The 18,753-nt window shown below is 37.4% G+C and carries 18 protein-coding genes; 2 read left to right on the forward strand and 16 right to left on the reverse strand.

The window, feature by feature from the left end:
- Nucleotides 1-38: 38 nt before the first annotated feature.
- From IGL30_RS07340 to IGL30_RS07380, 9 genes are all read right to left on the reverse strand, one after another.
- Complete coding sequence (locus IGL30_RS07340; protein WP_010718979.1) at nt 39-278, reverse strand: hypothetical protein; 240 nt, start codon at nt 276-278, stop codon at nt 39-41.
- Between the two features lie 28 nt (nt 279-306).
- Entirely contained in the window at nt 307-915 is a 609-nt protein-coding gene (locus IGL30_RS07345; protein WP_010718978.1) for a hypothetical protein, read from the reverse strand.
- A gap of 22 nt (nt 916-937) precedes the next feature.
- Nucleotides 938-1,462 carry a hypothetical protein gene (locus IGL30_RS07350; RefSeq protein WP_010718977.1) on the reverse strand — a complete coding sequence of 175 codons (525 nt, stop codon included), beginning with the start codon at nt 1,460-1,462 and terminating at the stop codon, nt 938-940.
- 12 nt (nt 1,463-1,474) lie between these two features.
- Entirely contained in the window at nt 1,475-2,017 is a 543-nt protein-coding gene (locus tag IGL30_RS07355) for a hypothetical protein (RefSeq protein WP_123874718.1), read from the reverse strand.
- Between the two features lie 197 nt (nt 2,018-2,214).
- Nucleotides 2,215-3,669, reverse strand: coding sequence for a hypothetical protein (locus tag IGL30_RS07360; protein WP_430618130.1), 1,455 nt, complete (start codon nt 3,667-3,669; stop codon nt 2,215-2,217).
- A gap of 265 nt (nt 3,670-3,934) precedes the next feature.
- Nucleotides 3,935-5,866 (reverse strand): PTS fructose transporter subunit IIABC, encoded by a 1,932-nt coding sequence (locus tag IGL30_RS07365; protein ID WP_010737724.1) that lies wholly within the window; start codon nt 5,864-5,866, stop codon nt 3,935-3,937.
- A complete protein-coding gene (gene pfkB, locus IGL30_RS07370) occupies nt 5,863-6,798 on the reverse strand; it encodes a 1-phosphofructokinase (protein ID WP_010718974.1) in 936 nt (311 codons plus the stop codon). Before pfkB ends, IGL30_RS07365 begins: the two co-directional genes overlap by 4 nt.
- Nucleotides 6,795-7,550 (reverse strand): DeoR/GlpR family DNA-binding transcription regulator, encoded by a 756-nt coding sequence (locus IGL30_RS07375; protein WP_010718973.1) that lies wholly within the window; start codon nt 7,548-7,550, stop codon nt 6,795-6,797. The genes pfkB and IGL30_RS07375 overlap by 4 nt, the downstream gene beginning before the upstream one ends.
- Before the next feature lie 359 nt (nt 7,551-7,909).
- Complete coding sequence (locus tag IGL30_RS07380; RefSeq protein ID WP_185068144.1) at nt 7,910-9,238, reverse strand: hypothetical protein; 1,329 nt, start codon at nt 9,236-9,238, stop codon at nt 7,910-7,912.
- A 135-nt stretch (nt 9,239-9,373) separates the two neighbouring features.
- Between IGL30_RS07380 and IGL30_RS07385 the strand changes: the two genes are divergently transcribed.
- Nucleotides 9,374-9,523 carry an SPJ_0845 family protein gene (locus tag IGL30_RS07385; protein WP_010737727.1) on the forward strand — a complete coding sequence of 50 codons (150 nt, stop codon included), beginning with the start codon at nt 9,374-9,376 and terminating at the stop codon, nt 9,521-9,523.
- Between the two features lie 60 nt (nt 9,524-9,583).
- Here IGL30_RS07385 and yihA read toward each other — a convergent pair whose 3' ends face one another.
- The 7 genes from yihA to IGL30_RS07420 all read right to left on the reverse strand — a co-directional run bounded on the left by yihA (nt 9,584) and on the right by IGL30_RS07420 (nt 16,514).
- Nucleotides 9,584-10,171, reverse strand: coding sequence for a ribosome biogenesis GTP-binding protein YihA/YsxC (gene yihA, locus IGL30_RS07390; protein WP_010718969.1), 588 nt, complete (start codon nt 10,169-10,171; stop codon nt 9,584-9,586).
- A 436-nt stretch (nt 10,172-10,607) separates the two neighbouring features.
- The gene (clpX, locus tag IGL30_RS07395) at nt 10,608-11,858 is read right to left on the reverse strand and encodes an ATP-dependent Clp protease ATP-binding subunit ClpX (protein ID WP_010718968.1); all 1,251 of its coding nucleotides are present in this window, start codon (nt 11,856-11,858) and stop codon (nt 10,608-10,610) included.
- Between the two features lie 179 nt (nt 11,859-12,037).
- Complete coding sequence (gene tig / locus IGL30_RS07400) at nt 12,038-13,324, reverse strand: trigger factor (RefSeq protein WP_010718967.1); 1,287 nt, start codon at nt 13,322-13,324, stop codon at nt 12,038-12,040.
- A 146-nt stretch (nt 13,325-13,470) separates the two neighbouring features.
- Nucleotides 13,471-14,412: a hypothetical protein gene (locus tag IGL30_RS07405; RefSeq protein WP_010718966.1), complete on the reverse strand. Its 942-nt coding sequence runs from the start codon at nt 14,410-14,412 to the stop codon at nt 13,471-13,473.
- Between the two features lie 114 nt (nt 14,413-14,526).
- Complete coding sequence (locus IGL30_RS07410; RefSeq protein WP_034698258.1) at nt 14,527-15,180, reverse strand: RDD family protein; 654 nt, start codon at nt 15,178-15,180, stop codon at nt 14,527-14,529.
- A 2-nt stretch (nt 15,181-15,182) separates the two neighbouring features.
- Nucleotides 15,183-16,211 carry a signal peptide peptidase SppA gene (sppA, locus tag IGL30_RS07415; protein ID WP_081127466.1) on the reverse strand — a complete coding sequence of 343 codons (1,029 nt, stop codon included), beginning with the start codon at nt 16,209-16,211 and terminating at the stop codon, nt 15,183-15,185.
- Nucleotides 16,212-16,223: 12 nt separating this feature from the next.
- Entirely contained in the window at nt 16,224-16,514 is a 291-nt protein-coding gene (locus IGL30_RS07420) for a hypothetical protein (protein WP_010737730.1), read from the reverse strand.
- A 399-nt stretch (nt 16,515-16,913) separates the two neighbouring features.
- Between IGL30_RS07420 and glmS the strand changes: the two genes are divergently transcribed.
- Entirely contained in the window at nt 16,914-18,722 is a 1,809-nt protein-coding gene (gene glmS / locus IGL30_RS07425; protein ID WP_088744897.1) for a glutamine--fructose-6-phosphate transaminase (isomerizing), read from the forward strand.
- Nucleotides 18,723-18,753: the final 31 nt, after the last annotated feature.

An 18,753-nucleotide genomic window follows, 5' to 3' on the forward strand; every position in this document is an offset into this window, starting at 1 on the left:
TACAACCAGTATCTTTATCTTAAAAAAAACTTTTCATTTTATTCTCTTTCTTTATTCCCCCAAAAATACTTCACTGTAATTGTTACTCCTACAAGGAATATTCCCAAGAAACTAATCATTAAACTGTCTGTGTCCGTTGTTTTGGGGAAGGTACTCATCGTTTTTACTTCTGTTTTAATCACATAACCTGGTTTTTGAGCCCCTGCACTTTCTTGCTGGTCATTTGGCAGTTCGGCATCAATTCCAAGTGATCCTTTTACGTCAAGTGTTGCCTTCATATTATCCCTTCTAACTTTTTTAATCAGTTTAAGGCGCTGCTGTCCAAGATACAGCATCTAATTGCAACGTCAAATTGAACGTTGGTGTACTCTTGGTTGCTGTGGTAGAAGATACTGTTCCAGCATAGTTGAAGGTGGTCGAAAAAGCATTATTTGCGGTACCATTTGCAGTTAGTTTTCCTTCATTGTTTGCTAACGTAAAGAGTTTGACTGGTGTCGTCGCAAAATCTGTGAGTGTTCCTGCGGCGATCAAGGAAGTGTTCGTTGCTGCTGGAGAAACAAGATTTAGACTAGAAATTTCTGTGATACTTTCGGCATTTGTTTGCGCGAAATCTGCAATGGATACATCAACTGGACGTCCCGATTTATTTTCAATATTATAGGTCGGAGATTCAATATCATTTCGCCCGCTTACGTTATAGAATATGGTCGCTGTATCTAATGTCACATTGATCCAATTGTCATGACTTTCCTCAATCGCTTCTTCTGGATCTGTGTTATCTAATCCAATCGTACCATTGATTTGAATATCGGCTTGGTCAACACCAATCACGTCTTCCGCTTGAACCATTGCGGGCGCAACAAATCCAACAAAACTCCCACTAAACAACATACTTACAAGTACTTTTTTCATCATATCAATAAACCCCTTTTATTTTTTATTCAACTGTTAATGTAACTCCTGCAGCCACTTGACCTTTTTTTTCGTTGGTGTCTGGGTCATACAAACTAAATAAAGCAACTGATGGATACTCCCCCTTTTCTAATGCCTGTTCCAACGTGACATTTTTTATTTCATACCCGGGCTGAATCGCACCGGAAGTATAAACAAGTTGATTGTTCTTTTTTTCTCTAATTTCTACATTGATCGGATAGCCATTTTCACTGGGATTTTTTATCATCAATTCACCGCTCCCTGTTTGTCGATCAATTTTCGCTTCAGGTGAGATAACTAAATTGAATTTGCTTTTATCTACTGCAACCTGCGCAATTTTTTTCTTTTCAGAGTCAGAGATTTTTTGGGCATCTTTCCCAGCGGGTAAAAATTCGCCACTAACAATAGTAACGGGCTCTGGTTTTGCTTGAAGATAATAGCGGTACACTAGCCAGCCACTTAGCAACAACAATAATCCTAGTAGAATGAGTAGTACCTGTTTTTGTTTTTTCCGTTTTGTTTCTTCCATTGCTTTTCTCCTTTATTCTTTAGCTGATAGTTGATAAGTAAAGGCATAACTAGGATAATATTTTTGTAAAATGTTTCCTGAAAATTCTCCAGCTAAATAAAGTTCAATTGGTTCTGTTAAAAAAGGGGCAATTTCCAATCTGTCCACATTATTTTGCCCGACAACCAACGGTCCCATCGTTGTCCCATCAGTGGCAACAAGATTAAGAATCAACTCGTTATGATTTCCGCCAGAAAATTGATTGACTAGCACAACTGATGAATCAGCTGTAAGATCTTGAACCGTGCCAATCGTAAAATCAATGGGATAGTTACTCGAACTAATGATTGGTTTGGTCGAAGATGCCGTGTCGAATGCACCTTCTGTTTTCGATTCAAATATCATTTCTAAAGGTACTTCCACACTTAATGGACTTTTGACTACTTCTACCTGTTGTTCTACCCAAAGGCTTTCAGTTAAATAGGCTTGAAGTTCGGGATCATCGTTGACGGCACCAGCTATTTTTGTATAGACAAAATAAGTTCCAGCTGGTAGTTTTTCTTTTGTCCATGTCATTCCCGCGGTTTCTTCGACTGCGATCATCCCATCTGTATTTTCATCAGCAAGCTCAACTTGTTGTTGTGCTTCCTCAGTCGTTAAATCGGTTTCACTCCAAAGTTGTTTCGTACTTAATTTAAACGTCGTTGCCTTTCCTATCCGACTGGCTGGCTCATAAGCATTGATCGTAGTGTCTAATTGACTTTGTCCGACCGCTACACTCGGCTGTGCTTTCCAATCGGTAATATTGATTTTTTTTGATAGATTGCTTGTTTTAGAGCTGTATTTGTAAAGTAACTGTCATTTAATGTAGCTGTGCCAGTTCCTACTACTTCCTTTTTTTGTAAACTTTGATCAGTTGCTAAATAGCTAAATTGATAGCCTCCTATTTCTCCTGCTACTCCATCGATCCGGTTAAATGTCATATTTCTAGCAAACAAGCCGTTGGTATTAGAAGTATTTTGAAAACGAACAAAATCGGGCTCATCCGCATTCATTACAACATTTCCATTTGAATTGAATCTGCCTTGGCTGATCATTGAAGTTTGTGAATTAGCGCCAAAATTGATTTCTGCTGCTTGACCATTCGTAAAATTCATTGGCTTGTTACCTGTTTGTTCATACAAAAATTTAGCATTTTGACCAATCGTAAAAATTAATCCTGTCCCATCATAAGAAAAATAATCTTTGCTTGATGTCAATTGCACATTCGCATTTTCTTCAAGAGTGACTCGTATTTTCCGATCACCCGATCTGCCAGAAGCTGAACCATAAAACAAAGCGAGATTCGTACTCGTTTGGTGGTTGATAATCGTCGTCGAATCTTTCGCAAATGTAATGTTGTTTCCTTCCATGAACTCTTCGCTGTTTGCTCCTGCTTCACTGACAAATTCATTTTTCCCCTCAAAGGTGAAGGTGGATTCTGTATGCCAAGCTAGAAGTGGTTGCGCCCCGGTCTTGCCATAATAATTGACGTTTTCAAAAACCGCGTCAAATGAGAGGACAGATAAACTTCCAGCCCCTAAGATCCCGTAGTAAGATTGGTTGCCATAGATAACGCCATTTTCATCAGTTAGTGTCGCGCTTCCAAAATTCATGTTTTTCAATTTGATTCTTAATCCACTAATCTTCACTCGATAGCCAGTATTCGAAGCAGTTGAGTTGGAAGCGTTGGTATATAGCATATGATGATTTTGACCATCGATCTCGACATTTTTATAAAACTCAAAAACATCCGCATCTGTATACACGATGTCTGCTGTCAAAGCAACATAATAGGTTCCCGAACCTGAATCATTATTGATCTCACTCATTACCCTAATTAATTCATCTGCTGTTGCTGCAGTATAAGGACTTTCTAATGTTCCTTCTCCAACCAAAGGACTAATTGCACCAATTTCGTCGGACAGTTCAGCGTTTTCTGCTAACACTTGTTTTGTTTCTTCGCTGCTTGTTGATGCTTCGGTGACTTGATTATTGACATCTTCATGGGATTCTTCCGTAGTTGTCTCAAAGGAAACGGAGTACTCATCACTTGTGCTCGTTTGCACATTGTCATGGAGATTTACACTATTCTCAGAATTTTCTTGTGCATCTAAGTCATTGACTGGGACAATACTAGCACAAAGAATAAAGAGCGATAAAACAACCCATTTTGTACTTTTTTTCATATTCCCCTCCTCTATAACCATTCTTTTTTTATATAAAAGCGCTTTTGATTAACATTAGATTACAAAAAAATGATACTATACACATTTATATCCGTCAATAAATAACTAATTTCTAATCACAAATCCTATATTTATGCATCTATTGATCAATTTCGCTTTCCATTTTTTAATTTTCAAAAAATTTGCATTTAATCTCACAAAAAAACCTTCTTACGAAAATTATTGTTAAATTCCGTAAGAAGGTCTCATATTTATAAATTGAAAATTATGCTGTTGTTACTGTTGGTGATTTTCTTAGTAAACCATAAATCACACCAGAAACGATTGCACCAATAGCGATGAATGCTAAGTACAAGACTGGATGACTTAACAAGAATACAACGAAAATCCCACCATGAGGAGCAAGTAATTTGATACCGAAAGCACCAACTAAACCACCTGTTAAAGCAGAGCCAATAATGAAACTTGGAATGGCGCGGATCGGATCAGCTGCTGCAAATGGGATCGATCCTTCTGTTACAAAGGACAAGCCCATCACAATATTCGTTAGACCAGCATCTTGATCTGTTTTACTAAATTTATTTTTGAATAAACGAGTAGCAACAAAAATTGCTAATGGTGGAACCATCCCACCAGCCATAACAGAAGCCATCACGACACTACCGCCAGTCGCAACAGTTGTTGCTAGCGTAGCTGTACCGAAAACATAAGCCGCTTTATTAATTGGTCCACCTAAGTCAGCAGCCATCATTCCTGCAAGTAAAGCACCAAGTAACGCAGCGTTTGAACCGCTCATACTTGTTAAAAATCCGTTTAATGCATCATTGATTGCTTTCATCGGTACATTAACCAACAACATCAAGAACCCGGTAATCAACAACCCAAACACAGGATAAAAGAGAATCGTTTTGATTCCGTCTAATGATTTAGGTAATTTCTTGAAGAGTTTACGCAAGAACACAATGACATATCCAGCTAAGAAACCGCCGATCAAAGCCCCTAAGAAGCCTGCACCGCCAGTATTAGCTAATGCACCAGCAGCAAAACCAACAATCAAACCAGGGCGATCCCCGATACTTGAAGCAATAAATCCAGCAAGAACTGGTAACATGAAACCAAAAGCAGCTTGACCGATTTGGTTGAACCAGCTGGCAATTTGATTATAATTCCCAAGGTTTGCAAGCTGATCTTGTGGTACACCCATAAATTGGTCTACCATGAAAGAAAGAGCAATTGCAATCCCACCGCCAATAACAAACGGTAGCATATGAGAAACACCATTCATCAAATCTTTATAGATTCGTTGACCGACGGTTCCTTCTGCATTTCCTTCATCAGAACCAGTATCTTTCCCTTGTCCATGATAAACTGGTGCAGTACCGCTTAAAGCAAGATTGATCAGTTCTTCTGGCTTACGAATCCCGTCGCTAACCGGACGATTGACAAGTTCTTTCCCGTCAAAACGATCCATGGCAACTTTTTTATCTGCAGCTACGATTACACCATCCGCACGAGCGATGTCTTCAGCTGTTAATAAGTTTTTAACGCCTTCTGATCCGTTTGTTTCAACTTTGATCTCTACGCCCATTTCTTTCGCTTTTTTCTTCAAAGCATCTTCCGCCATATAAGTGTGGGCGATTCCTGTTGGACAAGCGGTTACTGCAATAACAAACTTGCTCTTAGGATCAACGGTTGCAGCTTCAGCTTGTTTTGCCTGTTCTGCTTTTTCTTCCGCAGCTTTTTGATCTTCCGCTGTTTGGAATAATTCTTGTACAGCTTCTGGTGAATCTGCTTCTTTTAATTTTGCAACAAAATCTGGATCCACTAAAAGGCGGGATAAAGCAGCTAACGCTTGTAAGTGTGTATCATTTGCGCCTTCTGGAGCTGCGATCATAAAGAATAGGTAAGTCGGCTGACCATCTAATGCCTCATAATCGACCCCTTTGTTACTTTTAGCAAATAGTACGGTTGCTTCTTTTACTGCTGCATTTTTTGCATGAGGCATCGCAATGCCGTCACCTAGTCCGGTAGAAGTTTGCGCTTCTCGTGCTAAAATCCCCTCTTTATAGGTTTCAATATCTGAGATTCTTCCGGCAGCAAACATTTTTTGGACCATTTCATCAATTGCGCCTTTTTTATCAGTTGCTTGTAGGTCCATGATCATTGCATCTTTGATCATTAAATCTTTGATATTCATGATAATCCTCCTGAAAACGAATCTATTTTTGTTATCTCAACTTCTGGTAACAGTTCATCAATCAATGCTCTAGAAGCTAAATCATCAGAAAATGCTGTCGCACTTCCACAAGCGACTCCCCATTTAAATGCTTCCACTGGATCTTGATTTTTGCTATAAGCACCAATAAATCCAGCAATCATTGAATCTCCTGCACCAACCGAGTTTTTTAACGGGCGAACTAATACGTTTGATCGGTAAGCACCTTCATTAGTAAATAACAAGGCACCATCTCCCGCCATTGATATCAAGACATTTTGTGCCCCTTCAGCCAATAGTTTCTTACCATATGGCAAAATCTCTTCCACACGATCAAAGTGTGTCTGATATAATTCGGCTAATTCATGGTTATTAGGTTTGATCAACAATGGTCTTTTAGCAAGAGAATTTTTTAGATCATCCCCAGTTGTATCAATCACAAAGTCTGCTTCTTTTTCACGAATGATCTCAATCAATTCTTGATAGAACCCTTTTCTTAAGCTGGCAGGAGTACTACCAGATAAGACAACGATGTCCCCTTTGTTCACAACACTTAGCGCTTGCTTGAATGATTGGATTTCTTCATCTGAGATCGTTGGGCCTAAACCATTGATCTCCGTTTCAGAATCAGATTTTAATTTGATATTGATCCGAGTATCTGATTGAACTGTTGTAAAAGAAGTTTGGATTGTTTCTTTTTCCAACCACTCTGCGATAAAGTTTCCTGTAAAGCCTCCTAAAAAACCAAGAGCTGTCGAATCAGAGTCAATTCTTTTCAAAATTCGAGAAACATTGATCCCTTTTCCGCCAGGAACTTTAAAGTCTTCTTTCATTCGATTCAATTCCCCGATTTTTAACCCATCGACACGTACGATAAAGTCAATCGACGGATTTAATGTTACTGTATAAATCATTGTATAGCTGCCTCCTTGATAGTTGTCCGTTCCCGATAATCGGTAACAAATTCCAATGGACAACGTTCGGTTACGATCGTGGCTGCTTCTAAAGGTGCCACAGAAGTGAAACTAAGCTTGTTGAACTTAGAATGATCAATCAGGACGAAACTTTCTTCCGCATTTGCCATTGCTAGACGTTTCACGGCTGCTTCTTCCGGATCTGGCGTTGTAAATCCACGGTTCAAGTCAACACCGTTCATTCCCATAAACACTTTATTAAAATAGAAATTTTTTAACTGGCTGATTGTACTATTTCCTAGTACAGCATTTGTTGATAATTTAACTTGTCCACCTAATATGATGGTGGGAAGTTGCAAATCAACCAAACTAGCTGCATGTTTCACTGAATTAGTTACTACCGTTACCTTTTTCTCTTGCAAATATGGGATCATTTCTAACGTCGTGGACCCAGCATCTAAATAAATAACGTCATCGTCATTGATTAATTGAGCTGCTAATCGAGCGATTGTTTGTTTTTCTTGAACGTTTTTGAGCGTTTTTTCACTCATATTCTGTTCAAACCCTAAAAGTTGCCCTTTTTTCGCGCCACCATGGATTCTTTCTAACAGACCATCATTCTCCAACTCTTGCAAATCACGTCTAATCGTTGATTCAGAAGCGTTTAGAAGTGTTACTAAATCTTGAGATTTCACTATTTTATTTTGTTCTAACAAGTGTAGTATTTTTTGTCTGCGCTCTTCTGTAAGCATTTCCACGATCACCTCACGTCATATAGTAGCATAATTCTTTTTATTAATCAATAAAAATCATTCAAAAACATTCACAGACAATCTAAAACATTCAAAAAAGAGTCTGAACTTTCAACTGGTCCAGACTCTTGATTGGTTGTAAAGAAGTACGAACGGTATTCGCTGTACGATTCTTCCACAACCTTTTATATGCTTTATTTTCTATGCACTAAATAATAGTACCTTCCTAATCCAATGAACATAATGATAAAGCCCAAAATTGATCGTACAGGGATGTTGGGAAGAAAGAACATCAAAAAAGCTACAAATGCTGTAGGTAACATGACCCGATAATATAAGTGTTTATCCATGTGATCACCTCAAATTTTTTGTAATGTCGCAAATTTGTTTAACTTTGGATAATCATAGATTTCTACTCTAAGATGATTTACACCTTTTTTCACGTCAAAGCTTAAACGTCCTCGTCTTTTTCTTATTCGCTTAAACTGAATATCTGATAGTTTTTCGCGAATTTCATTCAATGGGAGCTGTGTCAAATTTTCAGTAGGTACGTATAATCGTAAAGTAACTAAATATTCTTGATATTTTTCATCGTCAACTGCGATCTCTAAGTATTCTCTTATATAGTAGCAATAAGCTTCAATCCCATCATCCAAAGAAATACGGGGATCAATCACTTTGTAAAACATCATCTGCGCCCGCTGCTCATCTACCCAAGGAAAATAAGCTTGTGTATTCAACCGCCCTCTTACTCGCTTTTCGTGGTATTCATCATTGACAAAATTATAACTTCGAGTAACGAAGAACGTCGCATCCTTTTTCTGAGTCGGTTGCATTCTTTCATTTTGGTATTGAACAGATTGAATACTTTGATCGGTATAAGCATACTCAATGTACGGGGCTTTCAAAAGCCCAACACCATTGTCCCAAGAAAGATGATCAAATCCCAATTGGTCGCGATAATAGGTCTGAAAATGTCGATTCGTTTCCTCGGCCCATTTGAAAGGGTCACGATATAATTGAATACAGATCACACCATTTTGTTTCTCTTTTACAAATTCCACTTGTTGGACATCTAAAAATACTTGTTTCGGAATGATGCGATAGTAGTAAGAGCTGTAATACATTTCCCAACAAGAAGTAAAGCATAATCCCTCATGAGATAGATCGTAACCAGGCAATTGATTACAATCAATCACAACCGCTCCCGATCGTTCTCTCATCTTTGGCAACTTATCAATAGCTTCCTGCGTTTCAAACTTCAACCGTTCTTCAATTTCTTTAATATTATGATACTTAAATTCATTGTATGAACGTAAGTAAGCAAATACGCCATTTTTATCCATTTTAAGCTGGATATAATCTCTGATCACCGATTCATGTTGTAAGAAAATATTCTTCTCCAAAATATTCTTAATGATCAATTGTTGACCATCAAAATGAAAACGACACTCATTCCTTTCATTTTTTACAGTCAGCCAACCAAATACGAACTGAGATTCCTGCATTGCTTCCTTTTTAAAGGTTGTCCATTCAAATATTCGTGCTGTCTGACGAGAAGTCTGAAAAAATGAGGGACTAAACATCATCCGAATAAAAAAGAACCAATCTTCCAATTCATTTTCTCTTTGACTTTGATTCAAATCGGTTAATTGAATCGTCATTAATAATTGTTGTTCTTCCACTATAATCTCACTCCTTTCAAAGTATTTTATAATTAAATTATAACCAAGCATAAGAAAAAACTAAAATTTAACGACTTCCAATTATTTTAGTAACTATCCATGGTAGAATAGAAACAAATAATCAAAGAGGTGAATAATTTGGGGCTTAAATTTGAACGTACAGATAATCTTGATAAATTATTTGAATCCTTTGCTGTTGATCCAGAAAAAACAGTTGCTTCAAAAGAAGAAATCGATCGCTTTTTGAAACCAAAAAATGACGAAAAAAAAGAACAGACAAAAAAATAGAAAAAAACTAGTAGCAAGCGAATGTTCTCCTCTTTGAGTCCTTCGTCTGCTACTAGTTTTTTATTCTGAAATTGCTTCTTCAATTGCCTGCCAAGCTTCTTCTTTTCCTTGCTTTGTGACAGAAGAAAATAAAATAAACTGATCATTATTATCAAAATCCAACGCTTTTTTGATTTCACTTTCATGCTTGTTCCATTTTCCTCGTGGTATCTTATCCGCTTTAGTCGCTACGACAATCACTGGAATATCGTAATATTTCAAAAATTCATACATCTGGATATCCTCTTGGGAAGGTTTGTGACGTAAATCGACTAAAGAAACGACTGCTCGCAACTGCTCTCTGGTCGTAATATATGTTTCGATCATTTTACCCCATTTTGCACGTTCAGTCTTTGATACTTTGGCATAACCATAACCAGGGACATCGACAAAGTGTAACGCATTTTCAATCAAATAAAAATTCAATGTTTGGGTCTTACCTGGTTTTCCCGAAGTGCGAGCTAAATTCTTTCGGTCAATCAACGTATTGATAAAAGAAGACTTCCCGACATTTGAACGCCCTGCCAAAGCAATTTCAGGTAAATCAGATTCTGGGTATTGTTTTGGTGCAACTGCACTAATCACTATTTCTGCTTGATGTACTTTCATAAAATCTCTCCTAAAAAAGGTCGTTGAAGAAGAAAGGAACTCTATCAAGATGAGAGAAGATTGTTTAATATCACTTTATTAAACAATCTCTGATAAACGAAGAGTCGCTTCTTAAACGCCGTGTAACAGGTTGCGAGAAGCATGAATTGATTCGTTCCTTAAAGAAAAAAATCTCGAAACAGCTTCTCATGTTTTGAGTTTTTTTGATTTCATTCTAAGATTCAACGATCGAAAAACTGCAGTTGATTGCGGAAAGTACGTTTTTACATAAACGAAAGCCATCTTCCCTATTTGCCAATTTTGAGTAATCACAACGTTGAATCGCCTGCTGTCAATAGAATGCCTTAATCATTAATCAATAGTTTCGATAAAAAGACAAAGCTGCCGCAAAAGCAATAACTAACTTTCACGACAGCACTCCAACTTCTATCTGCTTTTATCCCGCTTTTTTCTCAGAATCTTTATAAACGACAGTCGGTTCTCCTGTTAATTCAGCAGCTTCTTTCGTAATGATCACTTTTTCGATATTCTCATTAGATGGGATGTCAAACATAATATCCATCATGATTTCTTCGATGATCGAACGTAGTCCACGTGCCCCAGTATTTCGGGCAATTGCTTTTTCAGCGATTGCTGTTAATGCCTCTGGTTCAAATTCTAATTCCGTATTATCCAAAGCAAGTAATTTTTGGTATTGTTTGACCAAAGCATTCTTTGGCTCTGTCAAGATACGCACAAGATCTTCTGTCGTTAATTTTTCAAGTGCTGCCATTACTGGTAAACGACCAATAAATTCAGGAATCAAACCAAATTTCAATAGATCTTCTGGAATGATTTCTTGCATGACACTTTCGCCATCTGCTAATTTTTGATTTTTAGTCCCGAAACCGATTGTCTTTTCTCCTAGACGATTTTTAACAATTGTTTCAATCCCATCAAACGCACCACCTACGATAAACAAAACATTTGTTGTATCGATTTGGATAAATTCTTGATGAGGATGTTTCCGACCGCCTTGAGGGGGAACGCTGGCAACTGTTCCTTCCAAAATCTTCAATAAGGCTTGTTGGACACCTTCACCTGAAACATCTCGAGTAATTGAAACATTCTCGCTTTTACGAGCAATTTTATCGATTTCGTCAATGTAGATGATCCCTTTTTCAGCTCGTTCCACATTGTAATCAGCTGATTGCAATAATTTCAATAGGATGTTTTCGACGTCTTCCCCAACATAACCAGCTTCAGTTAAACTGGTTGCATCAGCGATCGCAAAAGGTACATTTAACGTTTTAGCTAATGTTTGTGCCAAGAAAGTTTTCCCTGATCCAGTAGGACCGATCAGGCAGATATTACTTTTTTGCAGTTCAACATCATCTGCATCTTCTTGGGATTGTTGATTAACACGCTTATAGTGATTGTATACTGCTACAGCTAATGAACGTTTTGCACGATCTTGACCAATCACATAATTATTTAAGACTTCCAAAATTTCTAATGGTTTTGGTACTTCTGTGAATTCACGTACCGCTTCTTCATAAAATTCTTCATCAATGATTTCTTTGCATAGGTCAATACATTCATTACAGATGTAGACCCCTGGACCAGCCACGATTTTTTTTACTTCTTCTTGTGTTTTCCCGCAAAAAGAACAACGTACGGTCTCATTGCCACTTGGATTATCATACATGGTCTTCACCCCTTAACTTGCATCATAAATGCAAGAAACTATCACAGACTTTACAGTCTTTTACTATCATACCATAATTCAAAAAAAAGCAAAAGCACTAAACCAGAACCAAAAATCGAAAATATGCAAAAAGAGGAAACCTTTCAGTTTCCTCTTTGATAAAATGCAATAAAAGATGATTATTTTGCTTCAGTAGCAGTTCCAGTAATCAAATCGATTGCTTTTTTCATTGTCACATCATGTTCCAACATATCTTCTGTTAACACTCGTTTGATTTGTTCGATTGGCATGTTGTATGTCTCAGATAATTCTTGGATTTCAGCGTTGATTTCTTCTTCTGTTGCTGCTAGTCCTTCTGCTTTAGCGATAGCTTCGATTACAAGATTTGTTTTTGTGCGTACTTCTGCTTCGCCTTCAAATTGTTTGTGCAAGTCTTCTTCTGTAGAACCAGTTAATTGGTAGTACATGTCAGGAGAGATTCCTTGACGTTGCATGTTGTTCAAAAATTCATCCATTGAACGGTGTACTTCATCGTGAACCATCACGTGTGGTAGATCAACGATTTCTGCATTTTCAACAGCTAAGCGGATTGCAGCTTCATCTTTTGCGTCTTCTGCTTCTTTTTCTTTTGCTTCTGTCAATTCTTTTAGATATTTTTCTTTCAATTCTGCTAATGTAGAAACTTCATCATCTACATCTTTTGCAAATTCGTCATCTAATTCAGGTACTTCTTTAGCTTTTACTTCATGAACCGTTACTTTGAACACTGCTTCTTTACCAGCAAGGTCTTCTGCTTGATAGTCTTCTGGGAAAGTAACTGTTACATCTAAGCTTTCACCTGATTTTTTACCGATCAATTGATCTTCAAAGCCAGGAATGAATGAACCAGAGCCTAGTTCTAGTGAATAGTTTTCACCTTTTCCGCCATCGAATGCTTCGCCATCAACAAAGCCTTCAAAGTCAATCACTACAGTATCGCCATTTTCTGCTGGAGCATCTTCTTTGATTACTAATTCTGCTTGAGCTTCTTGTTCACGTTTGATACGTTCTTCCACATCCGCTTCAGTAACTTCACGGTCTTGTTTTTCAACAACTAAATCTTTATATTGACCTAATTTCACTTCAGGTTTAACTGTTACTTCAGCAGTAATCACCCAATCTTGCCCTTTTTCCATGCTTTCAACATCGATTTGAGGTTGTGATACAGGTTCGATACCTGCTTCTTTAACTGCTGCTTCATAGCTTTCAGGTAAGACAGCATTCAATGCGTCTTCATAAAGAGCTTCTTCTCCGTACATACGGTTGAATACTTGGCGTGAAACTTTCCCTTTACGGAACCCTGGTACGTTCAAGTTTCCTTTAACTTTATTAAACGCAGCTGTCAATCCTTTTTGAATTTCATCTTGCGCAATCGTAAATTTTAAAACACCATCGTTTGTGCCTTTTTTTTCAAATGTTGCAGTCATTTAGTTCCCTCCGAGTTTAGAAAATTCATTTTATACATCAAAAACGTTTCATGCATACCCTTAAATAGTACACTAACCCTTTCAAATTGTAAACATATTGAATGGTTAGAATCCACGTTTTTCATGACTTTTTTATCTGATAAGTGTCAACGGTCACTTTGAAAGAGCAGCATTTCCCTTAAAATATTTCCCCTTTTTTCTAGGAAATCTGCTTCCTCTGCTTCTGTTTGTCTATTATTATAGTTTGGATCATACATGCTAAGTGTATCAGCAAACCATTTTTTGGGATCACCGACATATGTATCATAAACAGGATAAAGAAGAGCGGATTGCATCATAAATTCTTCTTTTAGCACTGTACTAAGATAGGCATCTTGATCTTCATAAGCTTCTGCTAATCGCATTAACTGTTCATAAGCCTTCTGCTTTTCTGGTTTTGGTAATGTTGCAGGTATGACTTCTATAAACGTCTGATCCATCGTTAAATAAACAACTGGCTGGTGTTTCTTCACTTGCACGAGTGACTCTAACATTTTTGCTCGCACTAATAAGTGGATCTCTGGTAAGATAATCATTTTTTTGATTGTTTGTACCAATTCATGATAAGGCAACTCTTCAATCTCAGAAACAACCAAAAGTTGTTCTGCAGGTGGCATTGTCGGCATTTTTTCAACACTAAGATGAATCTTACGTATTTTTTGACGGTCATTTTGACTCGTGAAATTTTCTGCTTGTTGGATCTTCTCTACCATGAGTTGCTCAAATAAATCAGAAAAATCATAGCTGGCAATTAACTTGCGAGCATAAAGATAATCTTTTGTTTGGATCAGCAGATCAAAATAAAAAGCTGCCACTTTTTCATCTGTCAGGTAGTCATTTTCATAAGGAAACGCCTGATTCAGCGCTTCTTTTTTTTCATCTAGCTCAACTAAGCAAAGGACAAGTAGACGATTCGCCTCAAATGTTCCTTTAAGCTCCAATGCTCGTTGTAAAAATGTCTTTGCTTGTAAATATTGATGATCAGCTAATGCTTGTTGCGCTAGACGCATAAGATTTTCGTATTTATCAGGAAAATCAATCGGCTCCAATGTTCGTTCTCCCTTCGACTCTTTGCCAGTAAAATCATGAATAAAACTATAGTATCAAACATAAAAAAACATGACAATCTTTTTTAGATTGCCATGTTGAAAAAATAAAATGAATCAAGCATTAATTTCTTGATTAAAGGCTTTGACTAGATTTAGCGTGACTACACTCGTATTTGAAAAATAATCACCAATATGCTGTTTTCTTTGATTAAAGATTGTCGGTAAATAGCCAACAAAAAGTAATGGGAATTTCAAAATGAACCGACAAGCGCCTTCTCTCACCAGCACTGTTGTCCAACTCAAATCTGATTCATTAAAGCAAATCACGCGAATCCCAAAAATCATTTTTCCTATTGTTTGTCCATGGTTTAATTTCGTGAATAAAATAAAATAACCAAGGTAAATCAGCAAAGCAACAAAACCATAAATACTTAAATAAGAATCGGATACTTTTAACCAGTCTAAATTAGCCGCTAAGCCAATGGTCAACCGTGTGATTGAGCCAATACAAATCAGATCCACAATAAAAGCGAAAAATCTTATCCAAAATCCTGCATAAAAATATTTAGGAAAGTCATTTACATTGATTTTTTCCTCTTTATCTTCGGTATACTGTTGCCATTGTTGTTGCTTTACTTTGATTTCACTTTCAGATAATGGTTTTTCTTTAAAAGATTGCAGTACTTTTTGAGAAAAGCCTGGATCTGGACCCACAGCAGGACGATCTGCCTTGTTATGTGAAGTTAAATCTTCTGGTTGCTTCGTCATGCTTACTCACCTCCGTAATAATACATTGCCTTTGGTGATTGAACGGTTCCTTGATTTTCTAAGAAAGACAAGATTTGACTTGTTTCAGAAGCTTTTAGGCCTTGAAGCTGAGCAAGTTTCGAACCGAACCATGTGTTTGCAAAACCAGTAGTATTCGTTTCATATTCTACTAACTGAGCGTTTTCTAAATGTTGCTCACTTCTCATCGCTTTTAATGCGTCTTGTGGATACCCAATTTCATCCACTAATCCGACTGCTTTCGCCTGTTCTCCATCATAAATACGACCATCCGCAATTTTTCGGACTTCTTCTTCTGATTGATTTCGTCCAGTACTGACTACTTTGACAAATCGATTGTAGGCATTATCGATATAAGTTTGTAAGACTTTTTGATCTTCTGGCGTTTGTGGTCTAGTACTTGAACCCATATCTTTCAATGCACCACTTTTTACCGTCGTATCCTCGATCCCTAATTTTTCTAAAAGTCCAGAATAATTAAGCCCTGACATGATGACACCAATGGACCCAGTGACTGTTTCCTCTGTTGCATAGATTTTATCTGCTTGCGCTGAGATATAATATCCGCCACTAGCAGCTGTATTTTTCATACTGACATACATTGGAATATTTCGTTCATTTCGGATATCACTGATTGTCTTAGCTATTTCTGCACTTTCATAAACACCACCACCAGGAGAATTGACTTCTAACATCATCCCTTTGATCGTTTTATCTTCTTTTATAGCATTTAATTGCTCCATAAACTTAGCGTGATTGTATCCTTCTGTTGCAAACAAACCTGATGTTCCATCACTAGTGATCGTCCCATCAACAGTCAATTTTACGATTTTTTCTGAACTATCTCCTTCTTCCAGAACCGTGGGCGATAATTCATTAGTGCCATATAATAAGCTATTCAAACCACTCATTTGCTTTTCTTCTTTTGAATTTGACGTCAGGCTAGATGATACCAACGAAACAACCAATAAGCCTGTCGCAATCAACACTGCTATCCAACGCTTTTTATTCATACTCTCCCTCGCTTAATATAAATTTTTGATAACGATCACTGTTTCTTTTTCTCCAGTTGCATTCATTTTTTCTGCTTTTTCGACTAATGTAAATCCATTAAACTTCTCTTTTGTCCACTCATCTTCTACTACGAATTGTTGCGCTTCTCCAATAGTCAACGCATCAGGCGCAATTTCTTGGATACTATCCCAACCAGTATCTAAAAAGATTTTGGTTTCATCATCCACTGTATTTACTTTTTCAAGTTCGGCCAACTGTTTTTTTAGCATGCCTAATGTCAAGACTGCGATATTTGATGCCATTTTTCATCCTCCTTCTTTTACTTACTCTCATATTGTACCGAAGTCTGCAAAAAGATGATAGTCAAAACTTCATTTCGACCCTCCCGCCACAACCATATAGACCAATTTTATTTTTTCTCTTTTTTATTGACAAACATCACACAACAACGTTATCATTTAAGAAGTTTCCAGAAAAATACAAAAAAGGAGTTTAGATATACCATTCTCATTTTAAGGAATAGCGCCTGGTCTGTAGTTACAGATGACGAGGAAAGGGTTTATCGAAATATTCGGCGGATGACCCTAGGGACTGCACTCTATAGGATCGATCAAAACCTATCTGTGAAGATAGAACAAAAATCGATTCCAGCAGCTGGAAACTTTCATAATGATTATATTATAGAAAGTAGGATGTTTTTTATGTGTGGAATTGTCGGAATGATTGGATTAGAAAACGTAACACCAGGATTGATCAATGGTTTAGAAAAATTAGAATATCGGGGATACGATTCGGCTGGAATCTTTGTTGCGAATGACGAAAATGATTTTTTGGTCAAAGCACAAGGTAGAATTCAGAACCTAAAGGATAAGCTAACAAACGAAACAGCGGGAACAATCGGAATCGGTCACACTCGTTGGGCAACTCATGGCGAACCTTCTCAAAAAAATGCGCACCCTCACACTTCTCAAAGCGGACGTTTTGTTCTTGTCCATAACGGTGTAATTGAAAACTTTGCTGAACTAAAAAATGATTATTTAGAAACGGATCAATTTTCAGGGGAAACGGATACTGAGATCATTGCTCATCTTATTGAATTTTTTGCAAATGAAGGACTGGATACAAAATCTGCCTTTGTCAAAACACTTCAATTAATCAAAGGTTCTTATGCTTTCGCATTAATTGATCGTACTCTGCCAGATCAAATTTTTGTCGCTAAAAACAAAAGCCCTCTCTTAATTGGTCTGGGAGACGGATTCAATGTTATCGCCAGCGACGCAATGGCTATGCTGGCTTATACGAAAGAATTTGTTGAAATTGAAGATGGCGAATTAGTGATCGTCACTAAAAATGAGATTTCAATCGAAACGATCTCAGGTCAACCAGTTGAACGAACTTCTTTTGAAGCACAAATTGATGCAGCTGATATTGAAAAGGGCACTTATCCTTACTACATGTTGAAAGAAATCGATGAACAACCGATCGTTATGCGAAAGATTGCCCAAACTTACGTGAGCCATGAGAATGAAGTACTGATGGACAAACAACTTTTAGAAACAGCTAAAAACAGTGACCGTATCTACATTGTTGCTTGTGGAACGAGTTACCATGCTGGCTTAGTTGGAAAACCTATTTTAGAACAATTAACCCGTATTCCTGTGGAAGTCCACCTTGCAAGTGAATTTGGTTATAATTTGCCTTTACTTTCAGAGAAACCATTTTTTATTTTCTTAAGCCAAAGTGGAGAAACAGCAGACAGTCGACAAGTACTCGTGAAAATGAATGAATTGAATTACCCATCATTGACAATCACTAATGTACCCGGCTCTACTTTATCAAGGGAAGCTTCTTACACTCTTTTACTACATGCTGGACCTGAAATCGCCGTGGCTTCAACAAAAGCTTATACTGCTCAAATCGCTGTTTTAGCTGCACTTGCTAAAGGAATTGGTCATGAAAAAAATCTTTCTTCAGCTAGAGAATTCGATCTAACGCACGAGCTTAGTATCGTAGCGAATGGCATGGAAGAACTAATTTCTCAAAAGGACTACTTACAGGAGTTAGCAGCTGACTATCTAATGGATGCAAGAAACGCTTTTTATATTGGACGTGGAACAGATTATGCTGTCTCTTTAGAGGCTGCATTGAAGTTAAAAGAAATCAGTTATATCCAAGCAGAAGGTTTCGCAGCTGGGGAATTAAAACATGGTACGATCGCGCTGATTGAAACGAACACACCGGTTATCGGGATGATCAGCGAAGAGATAACAGGGGCACACACGAGAGGAAATCTAAAAGAAGTGGAAAGTCGTGGAGCAAAAACATTGGTCATGGCTACAAAAGGCTTAGATCGATCAGATGACCAATTAGTATTGCCTGTTGTTCATCCTTTACTCACTTCATTAATCACAGTGATCCCTACACAATTGATTGCCTACTATGCGACCTTGCTAAGAGGTCTTGATGTTGATAAACCGAGAAATCTGGCAAAGTCTGTGACTGTTGAATAGGATAAACGATTAAAAAAACTAGTATAAATCA

It is taken from the genome of Enterococcus sp. DIV1089c, from assembly GCF_050530965.1.
In the GTDB taxonomy this organism is placed as follows: Bacteria; Bacillota; Bacilli; order Lactobacillales; family Enterococcaceae; genus Enterococcus_B; species Enterococcus_B hirae.